The sequence below is a fragment of the Leptogranulimonas caecicola genome, from assembly GCF_023168405.1.
Taxonomy (GTDB): domain Bacteria; phylum Actinomycetota; class Coriobacteriia; order Coriobacteriales; family Atopobiaceae; genus Leptogranulimonas; species Leptogranulimonas caecicola.
This window is the reverse complement of record NZ_AP025285.1, coordinates 1513806-1538673: the sequence shown is the minus strand read 5'-3', so window position 1 is coordinate 1538673 and position 24868 is coordinate 1513806. Positions and strand designations below refer to the sequence as shown.

The following is a 24868-nucleotide window of genomic DNA, read 5'->3' as shown; positions in this document are numbered from 1 at the left end:
TTGCACATCCATAGATGCTTAAGTACAGTGAGTTGAGCTGTCCGCCAATAACTCCAGCGCTCCCTGCAAGCGCCAAGAGCCCCAAGGACACGCTCGATGAAGCTCAACAAGACGGAGTGATGCGCAATGTGTGCTGGGTGGGTGTTCGAACCTTAGGTGACCTGTCCCTAAGTGCGCTTTGTCCATCTTTCAAATCACATTTGCAATTAACACCTTGGAGCTTCCCATGAACCACGTAGCGAGGCGCGTTGCCTCATCATTCACTCAGAGATTCACCTCAAAAGCCGACCTTCAGCTCTTTCTCGCCCGACTCTTCGCCCGCATGGGCGTCGAGTGCAGCTACTTCGTGGGTGTCTTTGGCACTGCGACCTATGCGTTGGGGTCGGACGCCTTTGGCATCTCCTTCATGATGCTCACAGGCAACCTCTTCATTGTGTTGGGTACTGCCTGCGCAGGACCTCTGGTAGACCGCATAGGACCCAGGAAAACGCTCCTGGGCACCCTTATCCTCACCGCTGCGGTCTTTATCACCTACAGCCTTTTTGCCGGCAGCTTTGGCGTGCTCCTGGCGTTTTTTGCCTTCTGGAGCATGCTGGTGGGTTTTGCCAACACGTCGTTCTCGTCATTGCCGCCCTACGTGGTGCCAACAAACCGCCTGCAAGACGCCAACGGCCTTCTTTATCTTGGTACCAACGTTGCCATTATCGCCGGCCCCATGGTGGGGGCTGCCATTACTCGGGTGCTGCCTTTGTCGGCAGTCTTTTTGGTATCGGCCGCGTTCTTTGCCGCCGGTGCGGCGGTGGTCTTTGGCATCCAACAGCGCTATACGCCTTCGGCTCAGATGATTTCGGGCGCGGCTCCGGCGGCGGAGCCTGCTCACGCCCAAAAGCCGGGTCTCAAGGCCAAACTGGCTACTTTGGCGGCGGGCTTCTCAATCACCTTTAAAGACCGTTTCCTGGCGATCCTCTTTTGTTTGGGCTTCTTTGGCTACTTCGCTTTTGGAGCCTTCGATTCGCTGGAGTCCATCTTCTATCGCGACATCCTGCGGGTGCCCGTTGAGTTTCTGGGCTGGCTCACAGCGGCTATGGGAGTGGGATGCGTGCTTGGCTCGGCCGTGATGGTGCGCTTGCCCAAAGATCGCATCACCATCAAGAGCTGTGCGATCATGCTCACGGTGGTAGGGGTGGGCACTGTGATCTATGTGGGCACGTCGCTGTGGCAGTTTGCAGCCATCGGCCAGCTGGTCACCGGCTTCGGCTTTGGCATGCTGGCGCCTACTCGCGACCTGTTGGTGCAGCGCCGCACGCCCTTGGCCTATACGGGCCGAGTGATGTCGGTGATGTCTCTAGGCCTCCAGTTTGCCGGTGTCATCCCGCTGTTCTTCGCACCTTTCCTTGCTGATCTTTGGGGCGTTCAGGCAGTACTCATTGGGGCCTCTATCGTGAGTGCTTGCGTGGGCCTGCTCTTTGTGGGCATCGCTCCGGCGACTCCGGCAAAACCGCTGGAAGTAGAGGAGACGCAGGCGCAGGCGGCTGCACAGGAGCGCGCCCGTGGCTAATAGGCCTATGGCGACCAGACGGTGAGAAGGCTGACAGCTAGTGTAGACTAGGGTGCGCCACCCTCTGAATAGATACTGCATTAGCTACATTATTTTGTAGTTAATACAGAAAACTGCTACGTTAGCTACGTATTATTGACACTAATGAAGCACTAATTCAGAGGGATCGAGAGACCCTTTCCCACCCCCTCCACCTCCCAGCCAGGGATTCTCTACGTTCCTGCTTAGAGAGCCCTCTCGGCTCCATGCAGAGGGAGGCTTTTTCGGTTCCAACAAAGATGACGTGAGGGCTTCAAAAAAGATCTGCACATTTAAAAGGACCCGCGCATCCCTTGATGCACGGGTCCCCATAAAGCGTCTTCGATGATGCAAACCCCTGCTTTAGGGAGTTCTTATCGGCAGAGACTTAGCGCAGTACGTTGAAGCCGTTGCGGCCAGCGTAGACGGCGGAGTCGCCCAGCTCGTCCTCGATGCGGAGCAGCTGGTTGTACTTGGCCACGCGGTCGGTACGGGCGGGAGCGCCGGTCTTGATCTGGCCAGCGTTGGTAGCAACCACGAGGTCAGCGATGGTGGTGTCCTCGGTCTCGCCGGAGCGGTGAGACACGATGCAGGCGTACTTGTTGCGCTGGGCCAGCTCAATGGCGTCCAGGGACTCGGAGAGGGAGCCGATCTGGTTCACCTTGACCAGCAGGGCGTTGGCGGCATCCATGTCGATGCCCTTCTGCAGGCGCTTGACGTTGGTGACAAAGAGGTCGTCGCCCACGAGCTGGACCTTGTCGCCCAGGCGAGCGGTGAGCTTCTGCCAGCCCTCCCAGTCTTCCTCGTCCAGACCGTCCTCGATGGAGACAATGGGGAACTCCTCGACGAGCTCAGCCCAGTAGTCGATCATCTCGTCAGAGGTGAGCACGCGGCCCTCGCCCTTGAGGTTGTAGGTCTTGGTGTCGGCATCGTAGAGCTCGGAGGTGGCGGGGTCCATGGCGATCATGAAGTCCTCGCCGGGCACAAAGCCGGCCTTCTTGATGGCCTCGACGATGTACTCCAGGGGCTCCTTGTTGTTCTTGAGGTCGGGAGCGAAGCCGCCCTCGTCGCCCACGCCGGTGCTGTGGCCGGAGTTCTTGAGGACGTTCTTGAGGGTGTGGTACACCTGGGTGCTCCAGCGGAGGCACTCAGAGAAGGTGGGGGCGCCCACGGGCACGATCATGAACTCCTGGAAGTCCACGTTGTTGTCGGCGTGCACGCCACCATTGAGGATGTTCATCATGGGGGTGGGGAGCACGTGGGCGTTCACGCCGCCCAGGTACTGGTAGAGGGGCAGGCCCACGGACTCGGCGGCAGCGCGGGCGCAGGCCAGAGAGCAGCCCAGGATGGCGTTGGCGCCCAGGGTACCCTTGTTGTCGGTAGGATCGGCAGCGATAAGCGCGGCATCCACGGCGCGCTGGTTGCAGGCGTCCAGGCCAATGAGGGCGTCGGCGCACTCATTGTTCACATGCTCAACGGCGGCCAGAACGCCCTTGCCCATGTAGCGGTCCTTGTCGCCGTCGCGAAGCTCGACAGCCTCGAAGGCACCGGTGGAAGCGCCGGAAGGAACGATGGCGCGGCCGGTGGAGCCGTCGATCAGCGTGACCTCAACCTCGACGGTGGGGTTGCCGCGCGAATCGAGGACCTCGCGACCATAGACATCAATAATTTCACTCATTTGTGAAGCTCCTTTCATGAGCTCTCCCTGACGTTGGCCCCACAGCGGGCCACACGCCCAGTGATCATGTCTTAGACAATAGCCCCCTTGGAGCCCCTCGCCACCCATCTCCCAACCCAACGGACCCATTCCCCCGATAAAGTTCACAACGCGTCCCCTAGCAGGCCCCTCTAGCTGCAAAGTTGCACAGCATCTAAAAGTCATTTTTGTCAAAAGGCACGTCGATGCTCAGAAATGGCCCTCGACAAGGTGAGAGTTTTTATCGGTATTTATAGATGTGGCATCTTCACAGTTAGGTGAACAAAGCCCGCTCTGGGCCAGGGGGTGCGAAGGCCTCCACTAGACTGTCTTTGTGCAATCGCGAAAAGGGCCCTAAGGCCCTGTGAGACGGGGCCTTAGGGCCCCGCATCGGAGAAGGAAAGGACGGAGCATGGCATTAAGCCAAGAAGATGTTCGCGGCATCGCCGACTACGCCCGGATCGCGCTCTCGAGCGAGGAGCTCGCGGCAATGACCAGCTACATGAACGACGCGGTGGCAATGCTCGAGCCCATCAAAGAGCTTGCCGAGAAGGCCGAGCCTACGTCGCATCCCATCGGCGGCCTTGTGAACGTAATGCGGCCTGACGAGGTGGCTGCCAGCCTTGAGCTGGAAGACGCCCTTTATAATGCAGCGGCCACGCAGGGGCGCTACTTCCGCGTGCCGCAGATCTTGTCAGCCGGCGACGAGGATGCAGGTGATCGCTAATGGCAAATCTGGATACGCTCTCGGCTCAAGAGATCGCTCGCGGCGTGGCGGAGGGGTCCTTCTCGGCTAAAGAAGTGGCCCAGGCCGCCCTGGACGCCTGCGTGCAGCGCGACCGCGAGGTGGACGCCTTCTTGGAGATCACCTACGACTTGGCGTTGGAGCGGGCAGAGGCGGTGGATGCTGCTCGAGCCAAAGGGGAGCCTCTGGGCCCTCTGGCTGGCGTGCCTGTGGCCTTCAAGGACAACATGAACATGGAGGGCTCGCACACCACCTGCGCCAGCCGAATGCTGGAGTCCTACGACTCGCCTTATACCGCTACCTGCGTGAGCCGCATGCTGGCCGCAGGGGCCATCCCTCTGGGCAAGACCAACATGGACGAGTTCGCCTTTGGCTCCTCCACCGAGTCCAGCTGCTTCCAACAGACCCACAACCCCTGGGACCTGTCGCGGGTGCCGGGCGGCTCTTCGGGTGGATCGGCTGCCGCGGTGTCTGCCGGCGAGGTGACGCTGGCGTTGGGCTCTGACACCGGCGGCTCCATCCGCCAGCCGGCATCGTTCTGCGGCGTCGTGGGCATGAAGCCCACCTACGGCGCGGTGAGCCGCTACGGCGTGGTGGCCTTTGGCTCCTCGCTGGACCAGGTGGGACCCTTCGGCCGCACGGTGGCAGACGTGGCGCTGGCCATGAATGCCCTCACCGCCGGCGGCCGCGATCCCATGGACTCCACCAGCCAAGACGTGAACCTGGACTTCTTGGAGCACTTAGACGATCCTGTCGAGGGCCGTTGCGTAGGCTACGTGCCTGCGCTTATCGAGGCTGCCGGCATCACCCACGAGGTGCGCGAGGCCATGCAGGCCGCCATGGACGCCTTCGAGGCGGCCGGCGCCACGCTCAAAGAGGTGGAGCTGCCCCATATCGACGCGGCTATCTCGGCCTACTACGTCATTGGCCCCTGCGAGGCCTTCTCCAACCTGGCGCGCTTCGACGGCGTGCGCTACGGCTATCAGGAGCCCAACTGCGCTACCTTGGCGTCCCAGTCATCGCTTTCCCGCGCCCACGGCTTTGGGGCCGAGGCCAAGCGTCGCCAGCTTTTGGGCGCCTACCTGCTTTCCAGCGGCATCTATGACGAGTACTACGTTCATGCTCTGGAGGCCCGCACCCTCATCACCCAGGATTACAAGAAGGCGTTCGACCAGGTGGACGCGCTGCTTATGCCCGCGGCTCCCCGCACCGCCTTCCACTTTGGCGAGATGAGCGATCCCACGCAGATGTACCTCTCCGACATGTTCACCATCTCCTCCAACATCGCCGGCAACGGCTCCATCTCGGTGCCGGTGGGGCTAGGGCATGACTCTGGCATGCCGGTCTCGGCCCAGCTGCAGACGCCGGCATTCCACGACCGCACCCTCATTACCTTTGCCCACGCCCTCGAGAAAGCCGCAGGCGCGCTGCCGGTGGCACCTCGCTTCGCCGGAAAGGGAGGCTACCTGGCATGAAGTCGCTGCAAGAAGTATTAGAGAGCTGGGAGGCCGTCATTGGCCTGGAGATCCATACCGAGCTCACCACCCTTGAGACCAAAATGTTCTGCTCCTGCCGCTTGAGCCACGACGACGAGCCCAACACCAATGTGTGCCCCGTGTGCCTGGGCATGCCCGGCGCCCTGCCTGTGCCCAACCGCCAGGCCATCCGCTCCATCGTCAAGGCGGGTCTCGCCACCAACTGCGAGATCCAAAAGCGCTCCATGTTCTACCGCAAGCACTACTTCTATCCGGACATGGCCAAAAACTTCCAAACCACCCAGGGCCCTGTGGCCTTCTGCATGCACGGTCACCTGGATCTTACCGTGGAAGGGGAGGGCGCCAAGGAGCGCCCGGCCAACTCCAAGAACGTCACCTGGTCTGCCGATAAGAGCTCCTACTCCACCCACGTGCGCATCCTGCGCATCCATATGGAGGAGGACGCTGCCAAGATGATCCATGTGGGCGGCGAGGAAGGCCGCATCACCAGCGCCACCGAGTCCCTTATCGACTACAACCGCTGCGGCACCCCGCTCATCGAGCTGGTCACCGAGCCTGACCTGCGCACCCCCGAGGAGGCCCGCCTCTTCATGGAGAAGCTGCGCCGCACCTTCCTGGCCCTGGGCATCTCCGACTGCTCTATGGAAAACGGCTCCATGCGCTGCGACGGCAACGTGAGCCTTCGCCGCCGTGGCGACACTGCTCTGGGCACTAAGACCGAGCTCAAGAACCTCAATTCCTTCAAGAGCCTTCACGACGGCCTGGAGTATGAGATCCGCCGCCAGGCCGAGGTGCTGGAGATGGGCGGCGAGGTCTTCCAAGAGACCCGCCACTGGGAGCCTTCCCGCCGCCGCACGGTGGTCATGCGCGTCAAGGAGACCGCCGACGACTACCGTCTTTTCCCCGATCCCGACCTGGCGCCTTTCGACCTCTCCGACGAGTTCATCGACGAGTGCCGCGCCGAGCTCCCCGAACTCCCCGAGGCCAAGGCCGCCCGCTACGTCTCCCAGTATGGGCTCAAAGCCGCCGATGCCGCCCAGCTTGCCGGCTCTCCCGAGGCCGCCAGCTTCTTTGAGGCCTCCGTTGCCGAGAAACCCGTGGCTTCAAAGCCTGCTCTCGCAGTCCAGGTTGCCAATCTCCTGGTAAACGACGTGGCCGGCTATCTCAAGAGCGCAGGCTCCACCTTTGCCGACACTGCCCTCACTCCTGCCCAGGTGGTCTCGCTGGCAGGCCTTCTGTCTGAAGGCGGCATCTCGGCCAAACAGGGGCGCGAGGTGGTGGAGCTCATGGCTGCCAGCGGCAAAGATGCCGTGGCTATCGTGGACGAGCGCGGTATGCGCCAGGTGACCGACGACTCCGCCCTCCAGCCTATCGTGGACGAGGTGATCGCTGCATGCCCTGACCAGGTCCAGCAGTTCCGCGACGGCAACAGCCGTGTGGTGGGCTTTTTGGTGGGCCAGTGCATGAAGCGCGCCAAGGGCAGCGGCAACCCCAAACGCTTCAACGAGCTGCTGGTGGCTTCCATGGCGGCAGCTTCTGAGAAGGAGCCTGCCCAGGCTGTGCCCGCAGGAGAAGCTGAACCAAAACCTTCGGCTCCCGTCAAAGCTCCCGCTAAGCCAGCCGCTTCCGCTAAGCCGGTTAAGCCTGCGGCCAAGAAGGCTGCCTCTGAAAAGCCTGCCAAGTCCGCGGACGGCCCGGCGACCACTCAACCCCCAACCGCCAAACCCGGTCAAGCTGCTAAAACAGCGGCTGCTAAACCCGCCAAACCCGCCAAACCTGCCAAACCTGCAGCTTCTCGTCAAAAGGCAGCCAAGCCTGCAGCTAAACCTAAAGCTGAGGAGCCCAGCTCAAAGACGGCAAAGTCGTCTACTGCAAAACAGACCGCTGCCCGACCTGCGGCAGCCAAAAAGACGGCTGCAGCCAAGACCGTTTCTCCAAGCAAACCTGCTATCACGACAAAAGCCGCATCTACTTCTACGAAGCCAAAATCCAAGGCAAAGAGTACCGCTAAGGTTTCTGAGCCAAAATCGACAGGTGCAAAGAAGCCTGCCGCAAAGACTCCTAGGACAAAGAAGACTGCTGCTTCCGAGCCTGATACTTCTAAGGAGTAGAACCCCTAAGGGGCTTTACTGAGCACTCGTGTCATGAAAAAGCTGGCTTGGGCAACCAAGCCAGCTTTTTCTTGTCGTAGTGGCTCCATGTTTGGCCTATAGGACAAAACGTGTGCTGTGATAAGGGGTGTTGACCCGTGTCAGACCTGCGTCAACACTCCCTAACCTGTTGGCCAAATCTACCTTTATTATTTATTAGTACTCTTTGCGGCCAGAAGGGGGGCGGTTTGAAAGTAAAGATGCTTTCAAACCGCAAAGCCCCCAGGTAAATTCTGGAAAGTCAAAAGCAGATCCACCTGCGAGATGGGGACGCAGGGCAGATGGGGTTTGGACTGAGCGGCATTTCATGCCTACTAAGTACCATTCCATGCATTCGCGCCTACTAAGTACTTAGTAGGCCAATTTTGCCTAAAATCTGCGTCACTTTATATTTAAGTATCACATCACCCAAGCTCACAGAGTTGGTTTCATATTCAATTGTACTTAGTAGGCGCGTGCCGAAGGAGATGTACGGAAGAAATGTACTTAGTAGTCGCAAGCGTTGTCGCTCCTCTACATCTTGGCCCCGCAGACTCCATAGATCACCTTTTTCATCGAGCCCTCCTGCCATTAGGATGTAACGGCTCGATTCTGCAGCCTTCATCTGGGGTGATAGGGCCTCTGCCAGCACACCCTCTGTCAGGGTCCCCGTGTGAAAATAGCCTTCCAGATTTAAACACCCAAAAAAGGGACGTTGACCTGCGTCAACGTCCCAATTCACAGCACGCTTTTTGTCCTGTTAGTCTGTTTTAGAAGGGAAGCTTACGCACGCGCAACTAGGGTGCAGTCAAGGACAGTACATTGGCCCCCTCTAAAACACCGAGCCTTGGGCACAAAGAACGCATTGTGCCAGGCGCAGAGAGCAGAGCACAAATGGCACGTTGTGCGTGGCCTGCTCAGTTGGGCAGGCCACACAGGACCCATAGATATTGGGGTCGTCATTCGACCGCAGCTTTATAGACGCGATCCACTCAAACTGAGTGGAAGAGGGCACATCTCAGCTGTGCGAAAAAGCTCTCACTGCTTCTCCTAGGCGCCCATTACAGAAGAGAGAATGGCTGAGACGATGGAGATGATGATGGCACCTAGGAAGGCTGCGCCAAAGCTCTCGATATAGATGCCTACACCAAGAACCGAGGTAGAAAGCCAACTGGCAAGCTCTAGCAACAGGGCATTGACGATGAGGTAGAAGATGCCCAGAGTGATCACGGTGATAGGGATGCTTAAGACCTGCAGTATGGGCTTGATGGACACATCGATCAGTGCCAGCATAAGCGAGCAGGCAATAGGCCCAATCCAGGGGCCTCCTACTGCAATGATTCCTGGGACCAGATTGATGGCGGCGATAGTGGCGATAGCGGTTATCAGCCATTTCAAGATGAAGCTCACAATGATTTCCTTTCGGTTTGCACCAGTAGGACAATCCCGTCGCGCTACCATAGAAAAACGAATTGTAACCCAGGTCTTATACCCTAGGAGCAGCAGATGGATCCCCAGCGCGAAGCTCAGCTGTCTCAGCCTGACGTCCAAGTACTGGTAGAAGCGGTGATGGCAGCCCATACTCAAGAGCAGGTGCAGGCGCTGTTGGTGGATTTATGCACCAGCCGCGAGATATCTGACATGGCTCAACGCCTTCAGGTTGCCCAGATGTTGGATGAAGGGCAACCCTACGCTCAGGTCCAAAGGGTTACGGGGGCGTCTTCTACTACCGTGAGCCGGGTCTCGAAGTTTCTCAATGGCGATGTGGGTGGATATCGCTGGGTGCTTGACACCCTTAACGCTTCGGCCAAAGAGTAAGGCTGTGGGGACTGCGCACTCACCTCGATCATTGGCTTTTGAGAAAAGAGTTTTAAGAGCTAAATGTCTGGGGGAGAAAACTCCCCCAATAAAGTGTATTGATATATCAGTCACTAGGAATATCCTGTCGTTTCATTCCTTACGCTCGTTGCTACATTAACGCGTGAGAATTATTAAATGAAATGCCGTCTAAACTCGGTGTTTATACCAACCAAATAAACAAAATATTCAAATATATAAAGTGAAATAGTATCATTTAGAACTGTCTTCTATCGAGATGCCATAGGAACAGAAATGAACTAATACATTTCGATATCAATAGAACTGTTAGATCAAATAATCTGTCAGAAAACTTTCAGAAATTCCTGTTTATTGGAATATTAGGGAACTCGTTCACAAGGACCGATTGTTGCTAGTTATTGAGGGGAGAAAGCCAAAAATATCATTTTAGAATCTGAATTTGACCCCAATGCGCTGCGGTTATGCCGTTCGCCAGAACATATTGCCATTAATCGATACATTAAAGAAAAATTCAGAAAAAGCCTTGCAGATATACTGGCACCTAGATAACATATCGACTAACAACGGTATGTTAGAACGGCTGCGGAAACTTCTCAATTTTTTGGAGAACCAGTCAGTAGGAGGGAAAAAGGGGGTCTCAATGCAAGACGCTGCACTGCAAGAAGAGCAAGAACGCGCTGCCCGTCTCATCGTCGAGGGCACCCGCCTGCTCACCACTCGTATCCCGGCATTGTTCGAAACGGAGTCCAGCGACATCACCTTCCGTCAATGGGAGGCACTCAAAATCGTCCTGGCTTCTCGCTCGCCAGAGATCTCGCTGGCTGACATTACGTCGTACATGGGTTACTCGCGTCAGAATGTCAAAAAGCTCGTTTCTGGCCTCGAACGTGCCGGCTATGTGACGCTGCGTCCTTCGCACATCGACGGCCGCGCGCTTCGTGTAGAGGCTACCCGCAAAGCTCGTCGTGAGGCTCCTCATTATGCCGAGCTCGAACAGCGCATGTTCAACTCGCTCTTCGAAGGGGTTCAGGACACCGAGCTCTCCGTGAGCGCGCGCACCATGGCTACTATGATCCGCAACGTGGCCGATTAAGCAGCACGTCTCTATTGCCAAGTTGGTGCTGCGTGTGCTTTGCGCTACGTGCGCTATGGGCTAAGCCGTCCTGCTGAGGCACAGAGCCTCCATGAAGCCGAGAAAACCATCCATTGCCACCTGCAAGGCGCCCTTCAGCTTTGAAGAGCTGGGGGCGCCTTCGAACATGAGCCTGAGAGTCGGGTGCAAGATACGAGAACAGGGCATCCCTTCCAGCAGGGATGCCCTTCTTTGACTGTTGGCAGGCACGCTATTCTGTGCGGGGGTCCTTCATGGCGTGAATGGACGCCACTGTCACCAGGCGATCGGCTGCGAAAGGGTCATCGCGGCAGTCGGCGCCGTGGTTGCGATAGGTGACCAGGTCATGCTCCAGGTAGTAGTTGCGCATGAGGTGTATGGAGCGGTGGGGGAAGGGCTTTTCTGGAGTCTGCTCAAGGCCCATGAAAGAAGCCAGTCGCACCAGCTCCTCCATGTCGCCCTGAATGGGCTGCCAGCCGTTGGCGGCCATAAACGCGCACCACCGGGCATGCTCTAGGGCTGCCATCTGAGAAAGCACGGGCTTCTCGGCAATGAGGGAGGCCTCGGCTGAGGCAAGCTGTGTGCGTCGGGTTTGGCAGGCTGCAGGCGAGGTGCCTGTCTCTTTGTAGTGGATGCCGCAGAGAAGTCGTCGGGCGGCGCTATGGGGCGTGCGCACCTGCTCGTGGATATGGGGCACGTCGAGCTTGAGAAGGTACTGCTGTTCCAAGGCTTCGCTCACATAGGGCGTGTCGCTCTTGAGCCCCACGCACCACAGGCGGTAAGGGGTGAAGCGAGTGGCGGCCCTATTGGAAAGCTTGGTGACTTCGAAGGCGTTGTAGGCCTCCATGACCTCGGTGTGGGTGACGGGGGTGCGGTCTTCTTTGACGAGGTGATTCATGGTTTGGTAGATGCCTTGGAGGCGGATGGCCGCCGTCTCCCAGGGCGCCGCGATGATCGACGCGAACGAGAAAGCCTGGGCGGTGGACCCGAAGGGCACTACCGAGAAGTGCTCGTGGGCCCTCAGGGCGCAGTCTACAGATTCCAGCATCTCCTGGTTGCGCACCAGCACTGCCACCAGCGGGTTGAGATGCGGTGGGGTGCCTGCATCCAACTGGCCGTCCAGGACGCGCATTACCAGCTCGCGCTGGCAGCGTAGCGCCACGTCGACGGAGCGCTCGTCGTCCCCTAGGCACACCATGAAGTAGAGGCGTGCGTTTTGGGGCAGCGAGACCTCGCAGTCAGTCAAGCCGTCAGGCCCTTGGAACCAGGCCTTTTGAGTCTGGCCGCGAAGGAAAGGCCGCAGCTCTTCGCCCTCGGCATCCATCTCTATCACCGAGATGGTGGGGACATCGGGCGCAGAGGGCTCTGGGGCAGCGGGCGCAGAGGGCTCTGGGGCTGCCTCAGAAGGCGCGGCACCTCCATTCGTCGCGCCAGCAGTTTGGACGGTCGGGTGAGAGGCGCTGGAAACGGCAGAAGAGGGGTCGTGAGAGTCAGAGGGACTCTGAGGCATGGAAACGATGCAGCTAGGCTGGCCCTGCCTGGTGGTCTCGGCCATCATGGAGGGCCAGAGGGCGGCCAGTCGGCTGGCGGCAGCCTTCCCCTCTTTGTCTATGCCTATGATGCGCAGCTCCACGCCGGGAAGGCGGCCAAGCCAGAAGGCGGCGCGCACGGCTTCTGACCCAAACGCCCCAAGGCCCAGCACAACTACATAGAGATGCTGGACGGGGACTATTTGAGAGGACAGGTCCACATCGTCGAGGACGGAAGTCAGAGGGTGCGCCACCAACGTGTCCCAGATAACCTCCCGTTCCTCAGAGATAAGGCGCACCTCGATGAGGTTGCGCACGCGCTCCATCAAGGGGGCGAGCGCGGCTGCGGCACGGCGATGTTGCTTGGCCGAGACGGCTTCGCTGCGATCGTGTCGGGCGAGGCGGTCGATGAGCTCCAACGGGGCGCGGCGTTGGGGAAGGGCGTCGAACACCAGGCCATCGTCGGGATTCGAATGGGCGCACCATACGTGGATATTGCGGGCATAGGTCTTGGTGCGCGAGCAAAGGCTGGGCTTCTCGCCGATGCGAGTGAGGTCCCATCGGCGGCGGTCCATCTCCCACTGAGCCATCTGAGACCCAAAGGAGTCGCAGAGCTCCAAGGCGGCGCGCACATTCTCGTTGGTGTCTCCTGAGATGATGAGGTAATAGGTGGGACAGCGGGTCTGGGCCAGGTAGGAAAGGCGGTTGGGGATCACGTCGATGGCCAGCGGCGTGAAGAGCACCGTGGCGCACCCATAGGCCTCCTGGCGCACTTGCTGGGCCAAAAGGCCGTTGTCTTCGGCGTTGCTCTGGGAGTTGCAAAAGATGAGCAGCGGCACTGAGGGCTTCTTGGCCTCCCTTCGCAGGGGGTGCGCGATGGACTTGATGGGGCTGGACACGTTTTGCACCTGGCTCAACAGGTCGATGGCCAGCGTGCAGGTGCTCTCGTTAAGGCCGTAGAACACGTAGATATGGCGGCGAAAGACGCTCTTCTTGAGGCTTTCCACAAACAGGGCGGCCCCGGTGATGCCGTTGGCGATAAGATCCACCGCCGTCAAGGCCAGCATGATGGGGGCAGCCACGGTATAAAAGCACAGCACTTGGTAATAGAGGGTCGCCAACAGGCCATGGCCCAGCATGGAATAGATCACCGGCGTCCAAAGCTCCAGCTCGCCCGAAAGGCCTGTGATGTTGACGGTGTAGTAAAACGTTGCGGGGATCGCCTGAGCCAAGGTGGGCCACAGCGCTCCTGAGGCACCCGGCAGATGGATGGCGATAGGCAGCAGCAGGAAGAACGCCCCCACAATGACCAGGAAAAACTTGCCGCCCATGGTGCCCAGCCATTTGAACCGGCTCTTGAGCGCGGGCGACACCACCGCGGCGATGATGACGACGATGGCCAGCACCCCCACCGCAAAGCAGAAGGCGGCTAAAGGGTCGGCCTCGGAAAGGTCCACAAAGCGATGCTCGGCGACATTGGTGGTATGCAGCACGTCGTTGGCTGCGCTGTGAAGTGTATGGGTGTCCGCCTGGGCCATCGGCGCTCCTTAACCTTGTGGCTGTGTCAAGGTTTGTCCCCCAATCAAGGGATTCTTGGCGCGACAACCTCATGGCGCCTCAAAGCCCGTGAGGCGCACAGGCGCGATAGGTTGCCATCCACCCCTTAGGCGACAGGCCGGGACGCAGGGGTTTCTCGGCAGGGGAGAAAATATAAGAATTAAAATAGAATCACCTGGCGGCAACGTCATAGAATCTGCCGAGAAAAACCTTCTGCCAAAAGCTCGAGACCTGTGGTGAGTCAGGTACTATCAATAGTCCCAAGCGCAATGTGACTCCTTTTTTATCGAGAGGCAGCTGTCTTATGGCGTTCGTTCACCTTCACAACCACACCGATTTCTCCATGCTGGACGGTGCGACCCGTGTGGGGGATATGGTGCAAAGGGCCGTGGATCTGGGGATGCCGGCCGTGGCCATCACCGACCACGGCAACATGTGCGGCGTGCCCGAGCTGGCGTTGGCCACCGATGCCATCAATCATCAAGAACCAGACTATGACCAGTGGTTCCACGACAAGGACAACCTGGCGAAAGGCCGTGCAGTGGAAGAGCCCGACGCGGCAGATGTCGTGCGCCATGCCCAGTGGGAGCGCGACATGGCCTGCCACGAGCGGGGCGAAGACCTTGACACGGTGAAGCCGGAGCCGCGCATCAAGCCCATCTTTGGCTGCGAGGTCTATTTCACGCCGGACTCCACCCTGTCCCGCGACCATAAGCCCGAGCTCTACCACCTCATACTGCTGGCCAAAAACGAGACCGGCTACGTGAACCTCATGAAGATCGTCTCTGATGCGGCCACCAGGGGCTTCTACTACAAGCCCCGCGTCACGCTGGAGATGCTCCAGGAGCATCACGAAGGCGTCATCTGCACCTCGGCCTGCGTGGCGGGCATCATTCCTCGAAACATCATGGCCAACAACCCCGGCGAGGCGCTGCGCTGGGCCACGACCTTTCGCGACACCTTTGGGGCAGACGACTTCTACCTGGAGCTCCAGGAGCACCACCTTGAGGTGCGCGACGGCTGGACCGACCGCCGGCTCTCGGAGACGCTGGTGGAGATGGCCCGCACCATAGGCGTCAAGGTGGTGGCTACCAATGACTTCCACTACCTGTTGCGCGGCGACGCCGGCGTCCAGGACGTGGTGCAGTGCATTGGCATGGGCAAGACCTTGGACGACGAGAGCCGCATGCGCATGACCCAAACGGCTCCTGGCGAGGGCGAGTTCTACATGAAGACCGAGGAGGAGATGCGCGCCCTTTTCGACTGGTGCCCCGAGGCCTGTGACAACACTGTCGAGATCGCCAACAAGTGCCACTTCGAGCTGGACTGGTCGTCCATGTACCTGCCCAAGTTCCCTGGCCTGAAAGAAGGGGAGACCTCGGAGCAGCGCTTCCGCGAGGAGTGCGAGCGCGGCTTGGCGCTGCGCTACGGCGACGACTGGCGCGAGCGCAGCATTGGCGGCGAGTCCATCCTGGAGCGTTTCGAGTACGAGTACAAGGTCATCTGCGAGAAGGGCTTCGCCGACTACTTCCTCATCGTCCAGGAGTACGTGCAGTGGGCTAAAGACAACGGCATTGGCGTTGGCCCCGGCCGTGGCTCGGCCGCCGGCGCCATCGTAGCCTATGCCATGAACATCACCTCCTTCGACCCGCTGGAAAACGGCCTCATGTTCGAGCGCTTCCTGTCGCCCGAGCGCTCTGAGATGCCCGATATCGACATGGACTTCGACGACGAGCGTCGCCTGGAGGTCGTGCAGCACGTGCGCGAGCTCTACGGCCCCGAGCGTGTATGCCATGTCATCACCTTCTCCACCATCAAGGCCAAGCAAGCCATCAACGACGCCAACCGCGTGCTGGACAATCCGGTGTATGTGGGGCAGAAGCTCTCCAAGATGGTCTCTGGCGACCCCAAGGCCAAGCTCAAGATGGTGCTCAACAAGACTCCCGGCAAAGAGGACCTCTACAGCCCTGACTTCGCCGATGCCTACGCCCATGACCCCGAGGCCCACAAAGTCATCGACACTGCCCTCTCCATCGAGGGCCTCACCCGCGGCGAGGGCGTCCATGCCTGCGCGGTACTCATCGCTCCCACGCCGGTGAACGACCACGTGCCCACCAAGCTGGACACCAAGAGCGAGTACGAGATCACCCAGTACGAAGGCCATTCGGTGGCAGACATGGGCCTGCTCAAAATGGATTTTCTGGGCCTTCGCACCCTCACGGTGATCTCCAAGGCCCTCAAAAACATCCTGGCAAACAATGCGGACGCCGCTAGCGCCGCCGCGGCTCCCGAGGCGGTGCGCTCCACGCTGAAGCCCGGCTCAACCGGCGTGGACATCGACGTGGAGAAGATCCCCTTCGATGACCCGGCTATCTACAGGCTTTTGGGCGCAGGCCATACCGCCGGCGTCTTCCAGGTGGAGTCCGGCGGCATGACCGCCACCATCAAGTCCATGCAGCCCAAGGAGTATCGCCAGGTGGTGGCCCTCATCGCCCTCTATCGCCCCGGCCCCCTGGGCGCCGGCATGGTGGACTCCTACATCAACCGCATGAACGGCCGCGAGCCAGTTGCCTTCTACGACGAGCGCCTCTCAGACATCCTGGACGAGACCTACGGCACCATGGTCTACCAGGAGCAGGTCATGAAGATCTCGGTGCAGATGAGCGGCTTCTCGGCCGGCGAGAGCGACTCCCGCATTCGCAAGCCCGTGGCCAAGAAGAAGATCAAGCTCCTCACCAGCACGGTCTTTCACTGGGACGACGGCTCCGACGAGACCACCTACGACCACTGGATCAACGGCGCGGTCAAAAACGGCTACAAGCGCGAGGTGGCCCAAAAGATCTGGGACGACGTCCTCGAGTTCGCCTCTTACGCCTTCAACAAGAGCCATTCGGCAGGCTACGCCATCCTCGTCATGCAGACGGCCTGGCTCAAGGCCTACTACCCCCGCGAGTACATGGCCGCCGTGCTCACCAGCTATACGGGTAAAACCGAGAAGATCGTCCACTACATCAGCGCCTGCCGCTCTGAGGGCATCGACGTCTTGCCTCCAGACATCAATGAGTCCGGCACCGAGTTCACCGCCACCGACGAGGGCGTGCGCTTTGGTTTAGCTGGCATCCGCGGCGTGGGCGAAGGCGCAGCTGAGGTGATCCTTCAAGAGCGCGCCGCTGGCGGCCCCTTCAAGACGCTCCACGACTTCGTGGACCGCGTGGACACCTCCCAGGTGGGGCGCCGCGTCATCGAGGCCCTCATCAAGGCCGGCGCCTTCGACTCCACCAGCTACCCCCGCAAGCAGATGATGGGCTTTGTGGACAAGACCGACCCTTCCAACATCATCGATGCCGCCGCCAAGCGTCAGAAAGACCGCGCCGCAGGCCAGGTGTCGTTCTTCGACATGTTCAACGACGCCTCGGACGCAGCTTTCTCCCAAGACCTGCCGGAGCCCAACGGCGAGGAGTGGGATCGCAATCTCAAGCTCGCCTTCGAAAAGGACGTGTTGGGCATCTACGTCTCAGACCATCCTTTGGCGCCCTACGAGTACGCCCTCACTAAGGCCCGTAGCTACTCCATTGGCGAGGTGCTCAACGGCTACGAGCAGACGGGAGACGACGGCATCGCCACAATCAAGCAGGTGAGCGACGATCGCGAGATCTGGATCGCCGGCATGGCTTCAGACGTCCAGAAGCGCACCACCAAAAAGGGCGACCCCATGGCCATCGTGACCTTGGAGGACTTGGAGAACAAGATCGACGTGGTGGTGTTTCCCAAGACCTACAAGGAGGCGGCCAGCCTCCTGACCACAGATGAGGTAGAGGGCGACATCTTCATCCGTGTGCTGGGGCGTGTGGACCGCTCCGACCGCGGCGACCAGTTCATCGCCAAGACCATCGAGACCTTGCAGCTAGACGACCGCGCCAACAAGCCCAAGGTGTTCGAGGTGCTCATGGCAAGCGAGCAGCTAGACGAAGGGTTTGTCAGCCGCTTCGCCCAGATCCTCGACCGACACCGCGGCCTGGACTCCGTGGAGCTCTTCGTGGATTCCGGAGAGGACGTCCCGCTGCGACTGGGAGTCCCTCTCAAGGTGGATGCGGGGTCTGTCCAGCTCTATGCCGAGGTGGCCTATCTTGTGGAGCCCGCCGGCCGCGTCATGATCGCCTGATGTCCGCCAGTCTTTCTGCACTCAGAGACGCAGGCTCTGAGCCCGTCCTTGCCCGAGGCGCCTGCGCCTACGGAGGCCCTTGGTGCTTTAAGCCTTTCTCGGGTTCTTGAAAGAGCTGAGTGATTGGCCTTTGCTGTCCTTGCGACCCTCTCCTCTTGGGAAGTAATCCTTGGAGGGGAGGGGCGTCATGGCTGCCTTCTCGAGGTCATGTGAAGGGAGCCTCTGTGTCGTCTCGCCGTACTGCTACCGAGAAACCCATGCAACCAGCCCGGGTGGGCCTTTTGGGGCTTGTGGCTATTAGCGTCTCTGCCATGGTGGGCGGGGGCATCTACTCGTTGCCGTCGACGCTTGCGGGCCTGGCATGCCCTGCGGCCACGCTCATCGCCTGGCTAGTAACGGGGTTGGGCATGGGGTTTGTGGTCACCACCTTTCGCATTCTGGCGCAGGTGAGGCCAGACCTTACCAACGGAATCTTCTCCTATGCCGACACCGGCTTTGGCAAACTTGTGGCATTCCTGGTCGCGCTGGGCTATTGGTGCACCTCCTGTTGCGCCATGGCCACGTACGGCGTGCTCATCATGGCGACGTTCTCTCCGCTTGTGCCGGCGCTGGGGGTTGGCAATACCCCTATAGCCTGCGTGGGCGCGTCTGCGGTGGTATGGGCTATCTATGCATTGGCGCGCAGGGGCGTTGAGACGGCGGCGTCCATCAATCTGGTGGGCACCATCGCCAAGTTCGTGCCTATCGTGGTCTTAGTGCTGGTATGTATCGGCTCCTTTGACTGGGGCCTTTTTCAGGATTCCTTTTACAATGCAGCTGCCACAGGCGCTTCAGGAGGCACCTTTGACGGGGTGGTGGCCCAAGCGCTCTCGGCGCTCATGACCACGCTGTGGGTGTTTATCGGCATCGAAGGCGCCGTGGTAGTCTCGGGTGACGCGGTGAGCCAGAAGGCCGTGGGCCGGGCAGTGGGTATTGCGTTCGTTGTGGCCTTGGTCTTCTACATTTTGGTGTCGCTGGTGCCCTATGGCGCTTTTACACAGGATGAGATTGCATCCATGAGCTCTCCTTCTACAGCTGCCATCCTCCAAGGGCTTGTGGGGCCTTGGGGAAGGATGCTGGTGTCTGCGGGCATCGTGGTGGCCATTCTGTCTTCCTGGCTGGTGTGGATGTGCCTGCAGGGACAAATGCCCACTTCGGCTGCTGAGTACGGGATCTTTCCTGCCTTCTTCAAAGAGCGCAACGCCTACGGTGCGCCAGGACACTCCCTTTTGTGGAGCGCGGCGGTCACCCAGCTGTTCCTTGTGTTTGCTTGTGTGTTGGGACCCGACGCCTGGGACACTTTGGTTTCGATCACTTCGGTGATGACCACGCCGGCCTACTTCTTTTGCTGCGCGTTCTTGGTAAAGCAAGCGGTGAGCTATGAGGGGTGGCCGCACGCTCTGGTATCGAGGTCGCGCGCCTTTGTCATAGGGCTTGCCGGGTCGCTCTTTGGCGTCATCCTCATCTTCGCGGCGGGCCTCGAAAACCTCATGTTGGCTTCCATCATCTTCGCTTTGGGGCTGCCATTGTTCTTCTTTGGCCTCAAGGCCAACGGTCAAGCTGACACTCTCAAACGATATGAGAAAGTCATCGTCTGCTGCGTGCTCTGCGCAGCGCTGGCCGCGCTTTGCCTGTTCTCCATGGCGGCCTTCTAGCGCAACGCGGTCCCGGGGGATCCCAGTGCCAAAAAACCCTTAAACCGGTGTGTGCATGGGCCTTTGCGCAGGTTGTCGTAGAAAGGGGAGCAGTACCTGTTTTAGCTGATGTAGCAGCGCTATGGAGCGGGTCTTTCAGAGTAATTAAAAGGATTACTTGCGAAAACCGTGGATATATATCCCATCGAAAACCGTTGAACCCAATGCAAAAGAGGTCTCTATGGGTGAGATGAGCGTTGAGCAAAAGAAAATGCTCGAGAAGGCTAGCCGACAAGATGTCAATGGCTGGCATCATGTGAAGGTCGTTGGCACCCCCTATGAATGTGGCTTTCAAGAAGGGTATCTGCTCGCCGACGAGTATGCCGACGCCCAGAGGGTCTACAAGTACATGACGCTTCAGGTCTACGGCATGACCTATGACTGGTTCTGTCAACAGGCGGTACGCCTTCATAAGGACAAGATCCCTGAGCGCTATCTCGACGAGCTTCAAGGCATGGCCGACGGCCTGAGTGCCGCCGGGGTCCCGCAAACGGTGGATGATCTTATCGGCTGGAACGCCTATTACGAGGTCACCGGCTATTGGTGGCCCCTCAATGCCGCCAAAGTCATTGGCGCCATGCCCAACAACGTCATGGTGCCCCGCGCCTCGCACTGCTCGGCCATCGCCGCCACCGGCTCTGCCACCAAGGACGGCCATCCCGTGCTGGCCCATGAGTCCTTCGATGATTTTTGGAGCGGCCAGTATTTCAACGTCTGCTTGGACATAACCCCCAACGAGGGCAACCGCATCGTGATGCAAACGGTCCCTTGCTATCTGGATTCCATGACCGACTATTACGTGACCTCGGCAGGTCTCGCTATCACCGAGACCACGCTGGCGGGGTTCAACGGCTACGACGAGTCCGGCGTCCCAGAGTATGTGCGCGTTCGCGAGGCCGCTCAATTCGCCACTACCATCGACGAGTTCGTGGAGATCATCGACAAGGGCAACAACGGCGGTTACGCCAATGCGTGGCTGATCGCAGACACCAACACAGGCGAGATCGCCAGATACGAGCAGGGGCTCAAGTTCCAGGCGCTGGAGCGCAAGGCCGACGGCTGCTTCTTTGGTTGCAATGCGGTCTTCGACCCGCGCATCCGCAACCTGGAGTGCAAGGACAATGGATTCAACGACCCTCGCCAGCAGACCGGGGCCCGTCGCCAGCGGTGGATGGAGCTTATTGATCAGTATTCCGGCGCCATCGACTGCGAGCTGGCCAAGAAGATGCTGGCAGACACCTACGACGTCTACGTGGGCTACAACAACCCCTCCAGCCGCACCATCTGCAGCCATTACGACGTGGATCCCCAGTATTGGGCGGACGATCCCAACGCTGTATGGAACGTCCCCTTCTATCCCGCAGGCTCCTGCGACGGCAAGGCTGCCGGCTATGACGATATCCGCGCCATGCGCATGTGGGGCCGTTACGGCCGCGCAGACGGCGTGGAGTTCGATGCCGACGCCTTCTTTGAGCAGCATCCTCTCTGGAATTGGCAGAAGGGCTATACCAAGAGCCGCCCCAGCGAGCCTTGGACGCTCTTCGAATAGGCAATTCCGCCCGGGTGTCGACCCGCCCTGGCGTAATCATAATTATTCACACCAAAACCGGTAAAGGTGATATGTATTATGAAACTTACTAAAGAAGCCATCGCCAAGATGTCGCAGTCTTACAGCAAGGCAAAAACCCAGCATGTGGCAGAGAATGCGGTCACCAAAAACGGCATCCTTGCCGCTTCTGAGAACTCTCAGGTGGCAAAAGACCTCTCTACGCCTGCCTTTGCCTTCTCTATCGACGTAGACAGCCAGGCGGTGGCCAATCAGAAGCAATCCGGCCGCTGCTGGATGTTCGCCTGCTTGAACTTCTGCCGCTTCCATGTGGAGAAGACCCTGGATTTGCCCCAGGGCACCTTTGAGCTCTCCCAGGCCTATCTGGCCTTCTACAACAAGCTCGAGCGCGCCAATTGGTTCTTGGAGCATGTGGCAGCCACTGCGAGCAAGCCTTTCGATGACCGTGAGGTCACCTGGCTCTTTGGTGCCCCTATGCAGGACGGCGGCGACTGGGACATGGTCTGCGGCCTTATCAAGAAGTACGGCGTAGTGCCTCATGCCGCCATGGTTGAGACCGCCTGCACCAACAACACCGCCCAGATCAACACCCAGCTCTCCCACTTGCTGCGCCAGGACGGTCTCAAGATCCGCTCGCTGGTGCGCGAAGGCGTGGATGGTAAGAAGATCGAGGAAGTCCAGGCTCAGATGCTCGACGAGGTCTATCGCATGCTGTGCGTTGCCTTTGGCGAGCCTCCGGTAAAGGTGGATTTCGAGTACACCGATACCAAGAAGCAGTTCCATGGTGTTTATGGGCTCACCCCCCTGGAGTTCTACAAGAAGTATGTGGGCATCGACCTCGATGACTACATTGGCGTCATCAATGTCCCTGGCGAGGACAACCCCTACAAGCGCCTCTATGCCATCGAGGATTCCGATCAGATCCCCGAGCGCGAGAACCTCTATCTCAATGTGGATATGGACACCCTCAAGGGCTTGGTCATCGACCAGCTCAAGAGCGGCGAGCCTGTCTGGTTTGGCTGCGACGTGCTGCAGCACTGCGATGAAGAGGCCGGCGTCATGGACATGGACCTCTATGATTTCGACGAGCTCTTTGGCGTTGACTTCTCCATGGACAAGGCCCAACGCTACCTCACTCGCGAAAGCCTGCCTACCCATGCCATGATGATCGCCGGCGTCAACTTGGTCGACGGCAAACCCGACAAGTGGAAGATCGAAAACTCCTGGGGCACCGAGGTCCATGGCAAGAAGGTCGGCCACAACGGCTATTACGTCTGCGGCGATGAGTGGTTCGACAACTTCGTCTACGAGGTGGCCATCAAGAAGTCTCTGCTTTCCGACGAGCTGCAAAAGGTGCTGGATACCGAGCCTATCGTCTGGCCCTTCTGGTGCACCTTCAACCCCGTGTCTGCCTACTAAGCCTGCGTGGGGCGGAGGGGCAAGGAAGCTTCTCCGCCTTTCGTGTCTTTAAACGAAAGGTCCTCTGATGTTCGGACACCATCATCTCGATAAGGTGGCAGGGCACTCCAAAGCGGTCACGGCTGCGCCCAAGCCCGATAAATCCAGTCAGTATATCTCTCTCATGGCTCTGGTCATGATGAACGTCACCATCATTGGCTCGGTGGCCAATGACGTGCAACAGGCTTATTACGGCCTTTCCTCGGTGACGCTCTTTGTTATCGGCGCCATCGTCTTCTTCTTGCCCACAGGCCTTGTGGCGGCCGAGCTCGCCAGCGGCTGGGGTCAGCGCGGCGGCATCTTTAGGTGGGTCGGCGAGGCCATGGGTCCCGGGCTTGCCTTTACCTGCCTTCTGGTCTTGTGGTTCCAAACGGCCATTAACTTTGGATCCGGCGTAGCCACCGCCTCCACCACCATCGGCTTCTACACGCCTGACTGGGACTGGGCCGTCAATTTCATGAACCACCCCAAGTTCCAGCTCTTCATCATCCTGGCATGGCTTGCCTACTATTGGGTCCTCACCTGGATCTCCACCAAGGGTGTCAAGGCCTTCGCCCGCATTACCAAGTATGGCGTGCTTATCGGCACGTTTATCCCTCTGGCCTTCATGATCGTCATGTGCATCGTATGGCTGGCTCAGGGCAACACCCCCAATGTGGAGGTGAGCCCCGAGGCATTCAATCCCTTCCGTGACGGCATCAAGCTCTCTACGCTTTCATTGGCCGCCGGCGTGTTCTTCTCCTATGCAGGCATCGATATGAATGCTGCGCATATCAAACAGCTCAAGAACCCCCAAAAGGAGTTCCCGCTCTCCATCTTCATCTGCATGATCCTTACGCTCGTCATCTTCATCGCGGGCACTTTGGTCATTGCCATTGTGACGCCCGAGTCCCAAATGAACCTGGTCTACGGCCTCAACCAGACCTACAAGATCCTCGGCCAGTGCTTCGGGGCGCCTTGGATTTACGTCCTGTTCGTGTGGGCAGGCCTGGGAGCTTCCATGGCATCGCTGGTCACCAACATGGCCGGCCCTTCCTACATGCTTGGCCAGGCGGGTCGTTCGGGCTTTCTGCCCAAGGCCCTGCAGTCCAACAACAAGCACGGTATGCCTAGCCGCTTGATGTACCTGCAGATGGCATTCATGACCGTCATTGCGTTCCTGTGCTTCCTCATCCCCAACATCGAGGGCTTCGTGATCTTGATCACCCAGGCCATCACCATCCTCTACATGCTCTATTACGTGCTCATGTTCGTGTCCTTCTTGAGGCTCCGCCGCGACCAACCCAACCGTCCCCGCGGCTTCAAGGTGCCCGGCGGCAAGGTGGGCGCCTATCTGGTGGCAGGCCTTGGTTTGGCTGCCTGCGCCTTTGGCATCGTGTTGGCCATCATTCCTCCTGCCCAGGTCTCCCAAGAGGTGGGAAGCCCCGCCATTTACGTGGGCGTCATCCTGGCGCTTATCGTCGTGGTGCTTGGTGTGTGCTTCGCCATCTATCGCGCTTCCCGCAAGCACGACTGGGTGGACGCATCCAATCAGTTCGCTCCCTTCACCTGGGAGGTCGAGGGCCTCAAGAAGCCTCAGAAAGTACTGTCCAACGTTCCCTCCGACATGCTGGCCGACGGCCAGAACCCCATGGGCATGCCCATCAAGAAGTTCTGGAATCCCAACGAGCAGCTGCCTGAGGCAGCCATCAAAGCGGCGCAAAAGGGTACTGTCCCCGACGACGACCCTGCAGCCCTCAATCACCCCGTGAAGCCTGCGGCCGATGCCGCCGGCGTCGCTGGCGGAGGCATCCCGCTAAGCCAACCGCCTCAGATATCCAAGGCGGCAAAGATCGGCACCTCTGCCGATGTGGGGCTCAAAGAGGAGGCCGCAACCCCGTCCAGCGAGGTGGCCGTCAAGCAGGCTCCTGATGTTCCTGCTGCCTCGGCTGCTATGGTGGCCCAGGAGTCGGTGCCTCAGGATCCAGCCGCCGACGCGCGCGCTGCCCAAGCCGCTGAGAAAGAGGATGAGGCTGCCTTGGCTTCTGCTCAGTCTGCCGCTGCTCAGGCAGAGGTGCGTATCCAAGCCGAGAAGAACCGCATCCAGGCCGACTCCCAGTTGGCTTCGGCTGAGCGTGCCGCCAAAGAGGCGTTGGCTGCCGAGCAAGAGGCGTCCAAGGCTGCCGATAAGAACGCCGATGGCGCTCAGGAAGACCCCTCGGCTTCCGACAGCACCCCATCCTCCACTACGAAGTAGCGTCTACCGGATTGTCAGTACTCGATTCTGTCCA

Annotated in this window: 13 protein-coding genes and 1 pseudogene; 11 read left to right on the top strand and 3 right to left on the bottom strand. The window is 59.3% G+C overall.

The annotated features are described in order from the left end of the window. Positions 1-226 precede the first annotated feature (226 nt). Positions 227-1558: an MFS transporter gene (locus OR601_RS06810; RefSeq protein WP_265591469.1), complete on the top strand. Its 1332-nt coding sequence runs from the start codon at positions 227-229 to the stop codon at positions 1556-1558. A gap of 406 nt (positions 1559-1964) precedes the next feature. Here the strand turns inward: OR601_RS06810 and eno are convergent, their stop codons facing one another. Further along, positions 1965-3254 (bottom strand): phosphopyruvate hydratase, encoded by a 1290-nt coding sequence (gene eno, locus OR601_RS06805; RefSeq protein WP_136012073.1) that lies wholly within the window; start codon positions 3252-3254, stop codon positions 1965-1967. Positions 3255-3684: 430 nt separating this feature from the next. Here eno and gatC point away from each other — a divergent pair, with 430 nt between their 5' ends. The 3 genes and pseudogenes from gatC to gatB all read left to right on the top strand — a co-directional run. Continuing rightward, positions 3685-3999 carry an Asp-tRNA(Asn)/Glu-tRNA(Gln) amidotransferase subunit GatC gene (gatC, locus tag OR601_RS06800; RefSeq protein ID WP_136012074.1) on the top strand — a complete coding sequence of 105 codons (315 nt, stop codon included), beginning with the start codon at positions 3685-3687 and terminating at the stop codon, positions 3997-3999. After that, positions 3999-5492 carry an Asp-tRNA(Asn)/Glu-tRNA(Gln) amidotransferase subunit GatA gene (gene gatA, locus OR601_RS06795; RefSeq protein ID WP_265591468.1) on the top strand — a complete coding sequence of 498 codons (1494 nt, stop codon included), beginning with the start codon at positions 3999-4001 and terminating at the stop codon, positions 5490-5492. The genes gatC and gatA overlap by 1 nt, the downstream gene beginning before the upstream one ends. Beyond that, a pseudogene (gatB, locus tag OR601_RS06790) lies at positions 5489-7042 on the top strand (Asp-tRNA(Asn)/Glu-tRNA(Gln) amidotransferase subunit GatB); the annotation flags it as partial. The gene gatA and the pseudogene gatB, both read left to right, overlap by 4 nt. Before the next feature lie 1650 nt (positions 7043-8692). On the opposite strand, the gene OR601_RS06785 reads toward gatB, so the two are convergent. After that, positions 8693-9052, bottom strand: coding sequence for a phage holin family protein (locus OR601_RS06785; RefSeq protein WP_136012077.1), 360 nt, complete (start codon positions 9050-9052; stop codon positions 8693-8695). A 96-nt stretch (positions 9053-9148) separates the two neighbouring features. Between OR601_RS06785 and OR601_RS06780 the strand changes: the two genes are divergently transcribed. After that, a complete protein-coding gene (locus tag OR601_RS06780; RefSeq protein WP_136012078.1) occupies positions 9149-9460 on the top strand; it encodes a YerC/YecD family TrpR-related protein in 312 nt (103 codons plus the stop codon). A 661-nt stretch (positions 9461-10121) separates the two neighbouring features. Beyond that, positions 10122-10574, top strand: a complete 453-nt coding sequence (locus tag OR601_RS06775) for a MarR family winged helix-turn-helix transcriptional regulator (protein WP_167604271.1) — start codon at positions 10122-10124, stop codon at positions 10572-10574. A gap of 250 nt (positions 10575-10824) precedes the next feature. Here the strand turns inward: OR601_RS06775 and OR601_RS06770 are convergent, their stop codons facing one another. Beyond that, complete coding sequence (locus tag OR601_RS06770) at positions 10825-13659, bottom strand: hypothetical protein (RefSeq protein ID WP_136012080.1); 2835 nt, start codon at positions 13657-13659, stop codon at positions 10825-10827. Positions 13660-13982: 323 nt separating this feature from the next. On the opposite strand from OR601_RS06770, the gene dnaE reads away from it, so the two are divergent. From dnaE to OR601_RS06745, 5 genes are all read left to right on the top strand, one after another. Then, positions 13983-17840 carry a DNA polymerase III subunit alpha gene (dnaE, locus tag OR601_RS06765; protein ID WP_265591467.1) on the top strand — a complete coding sequence of 1286 codons (3858 nt, stop codon included), beginning with the start codon at positions 13983-13985 and terminating at the stop codon, positions 17838-17840. Between the two features lie 224 nt (positions 17841-18064). Then, positions 18065-19534, top strand: a complete 1470-nt coding sequence (locus OR601_RS06760; protein WP_265591466.1) for an amino acid permease — start codon at positions 18065-18067, stop codon at positions 19532-19534. Positions 19535-19754: 220 nt separating this feature from the next. Next, complete coding sequence (locus OR601_RS06755; protein ID WP_265591465.1) at positions 19755-21122, top strand: C45 family autoproteolytic acyltransferase/hydrolase; 1368 nt, start codon at positions 19755-19757, stop codon at positions 21120-21122. A 78-nt stretch (positions 21123-21200) separates the two neighbouring features. Then, entirely contained in the window at positions 21201-22559 is a 1359-nt protein-coding gene (locus tag OR601_RS06750) for a C1 family peptidase (protein WP_136012084.1), read from the top strand. 67 nt (positions 22560-22626) lie between these two features. Further along, positions 22627-24834 (top strand): amino acid permease, encoded by a 2208-nt coding sequence (locus tag OR601_RS06745; RefSeq protein WP_265591464.1) that lies wholly within the window; start codon positions 22627-22629, stop codon positions 24832-24834. The last annotated feature ends 34 nt before the right edge of the window (positions 24835-24868 follow it).

Bases quoted from the DNA above. Each gene is read 5' to 3' on its own strand.
- OR601_RS06755 (WP_265591465.1), top strand. From the start codon at position 19,755: ATGGGTGAGATGAGCGTTGAGCAAAAGAAAATGCTCGAGAAGGCTAGC.
- OR601_RS06750 (WP_136012084.1), top strand. From the start codon at position 21,201: ATGAAACTTACTAAAGAAGCCATCGCCAAGATGTCGCAGTCTTACAGC.
- dnaE (WP_265591467.1), top strand. From the start codon at position 13,983: ATGGCGTTCGTTCACCTTCACAACCACACCGATTTCTCCATGCTGGAC.
- OR601_RS06810 (WP_265591469.1), top strand. From the start codon at position 227: ATGAACCACGTAGCGAGGCGCGTTGCCTCATCATTCACTCAGAGATTC.
- gatC (WP_136012074.1), top strand. From the start codon at position 3,685: ATGGCATTAAGCCAAGAAGATGTTCGCGGCATCGCCGACTACGCCCGG.
- eno (WP_136012073.1), bottom strand. From the start codon at position 3,254: ATGAGTGAAATTATTGATGTCTATGGTCGCGAGGTCCTCGATTCGCGC.
- OR601_RS06745 (WP_265591464.1), top strand. From the start codon at position 22,627: ATGTTCGGACACCATCATCTCGATAAGGTGGCAGGGCACTCCAAAGCG.
- gatA (WP_265591468.1), top strand. From the start codon at position 3,999: ATGGCAAATCTGGATACGCTCTCGGCTCAAGAGATCGCTCGCGGCGTG.
- OR601_RS06770 (WP_136012080.1), bottom strand. From the start codon at position 13,659: ATGGCCCAGGCGGACACCCATACACTTCACAGCGCAGCCAACGACGTG.
- OR601_RS06780 (WP_136012078.1), top strand. From the start codon at position 9,149: ATGGATCCCCAGCGCGAAGCTCAGCTGTCTCAGCCTGACGTCCAAGTA.
- OR601_RS06775 (WP_167604271.1), top strand. From the start codon at position 10,122: ATGCAAGACGCTGCACTGCAAGAAGAGCAAGAACGCGCTGCCCGTCTC.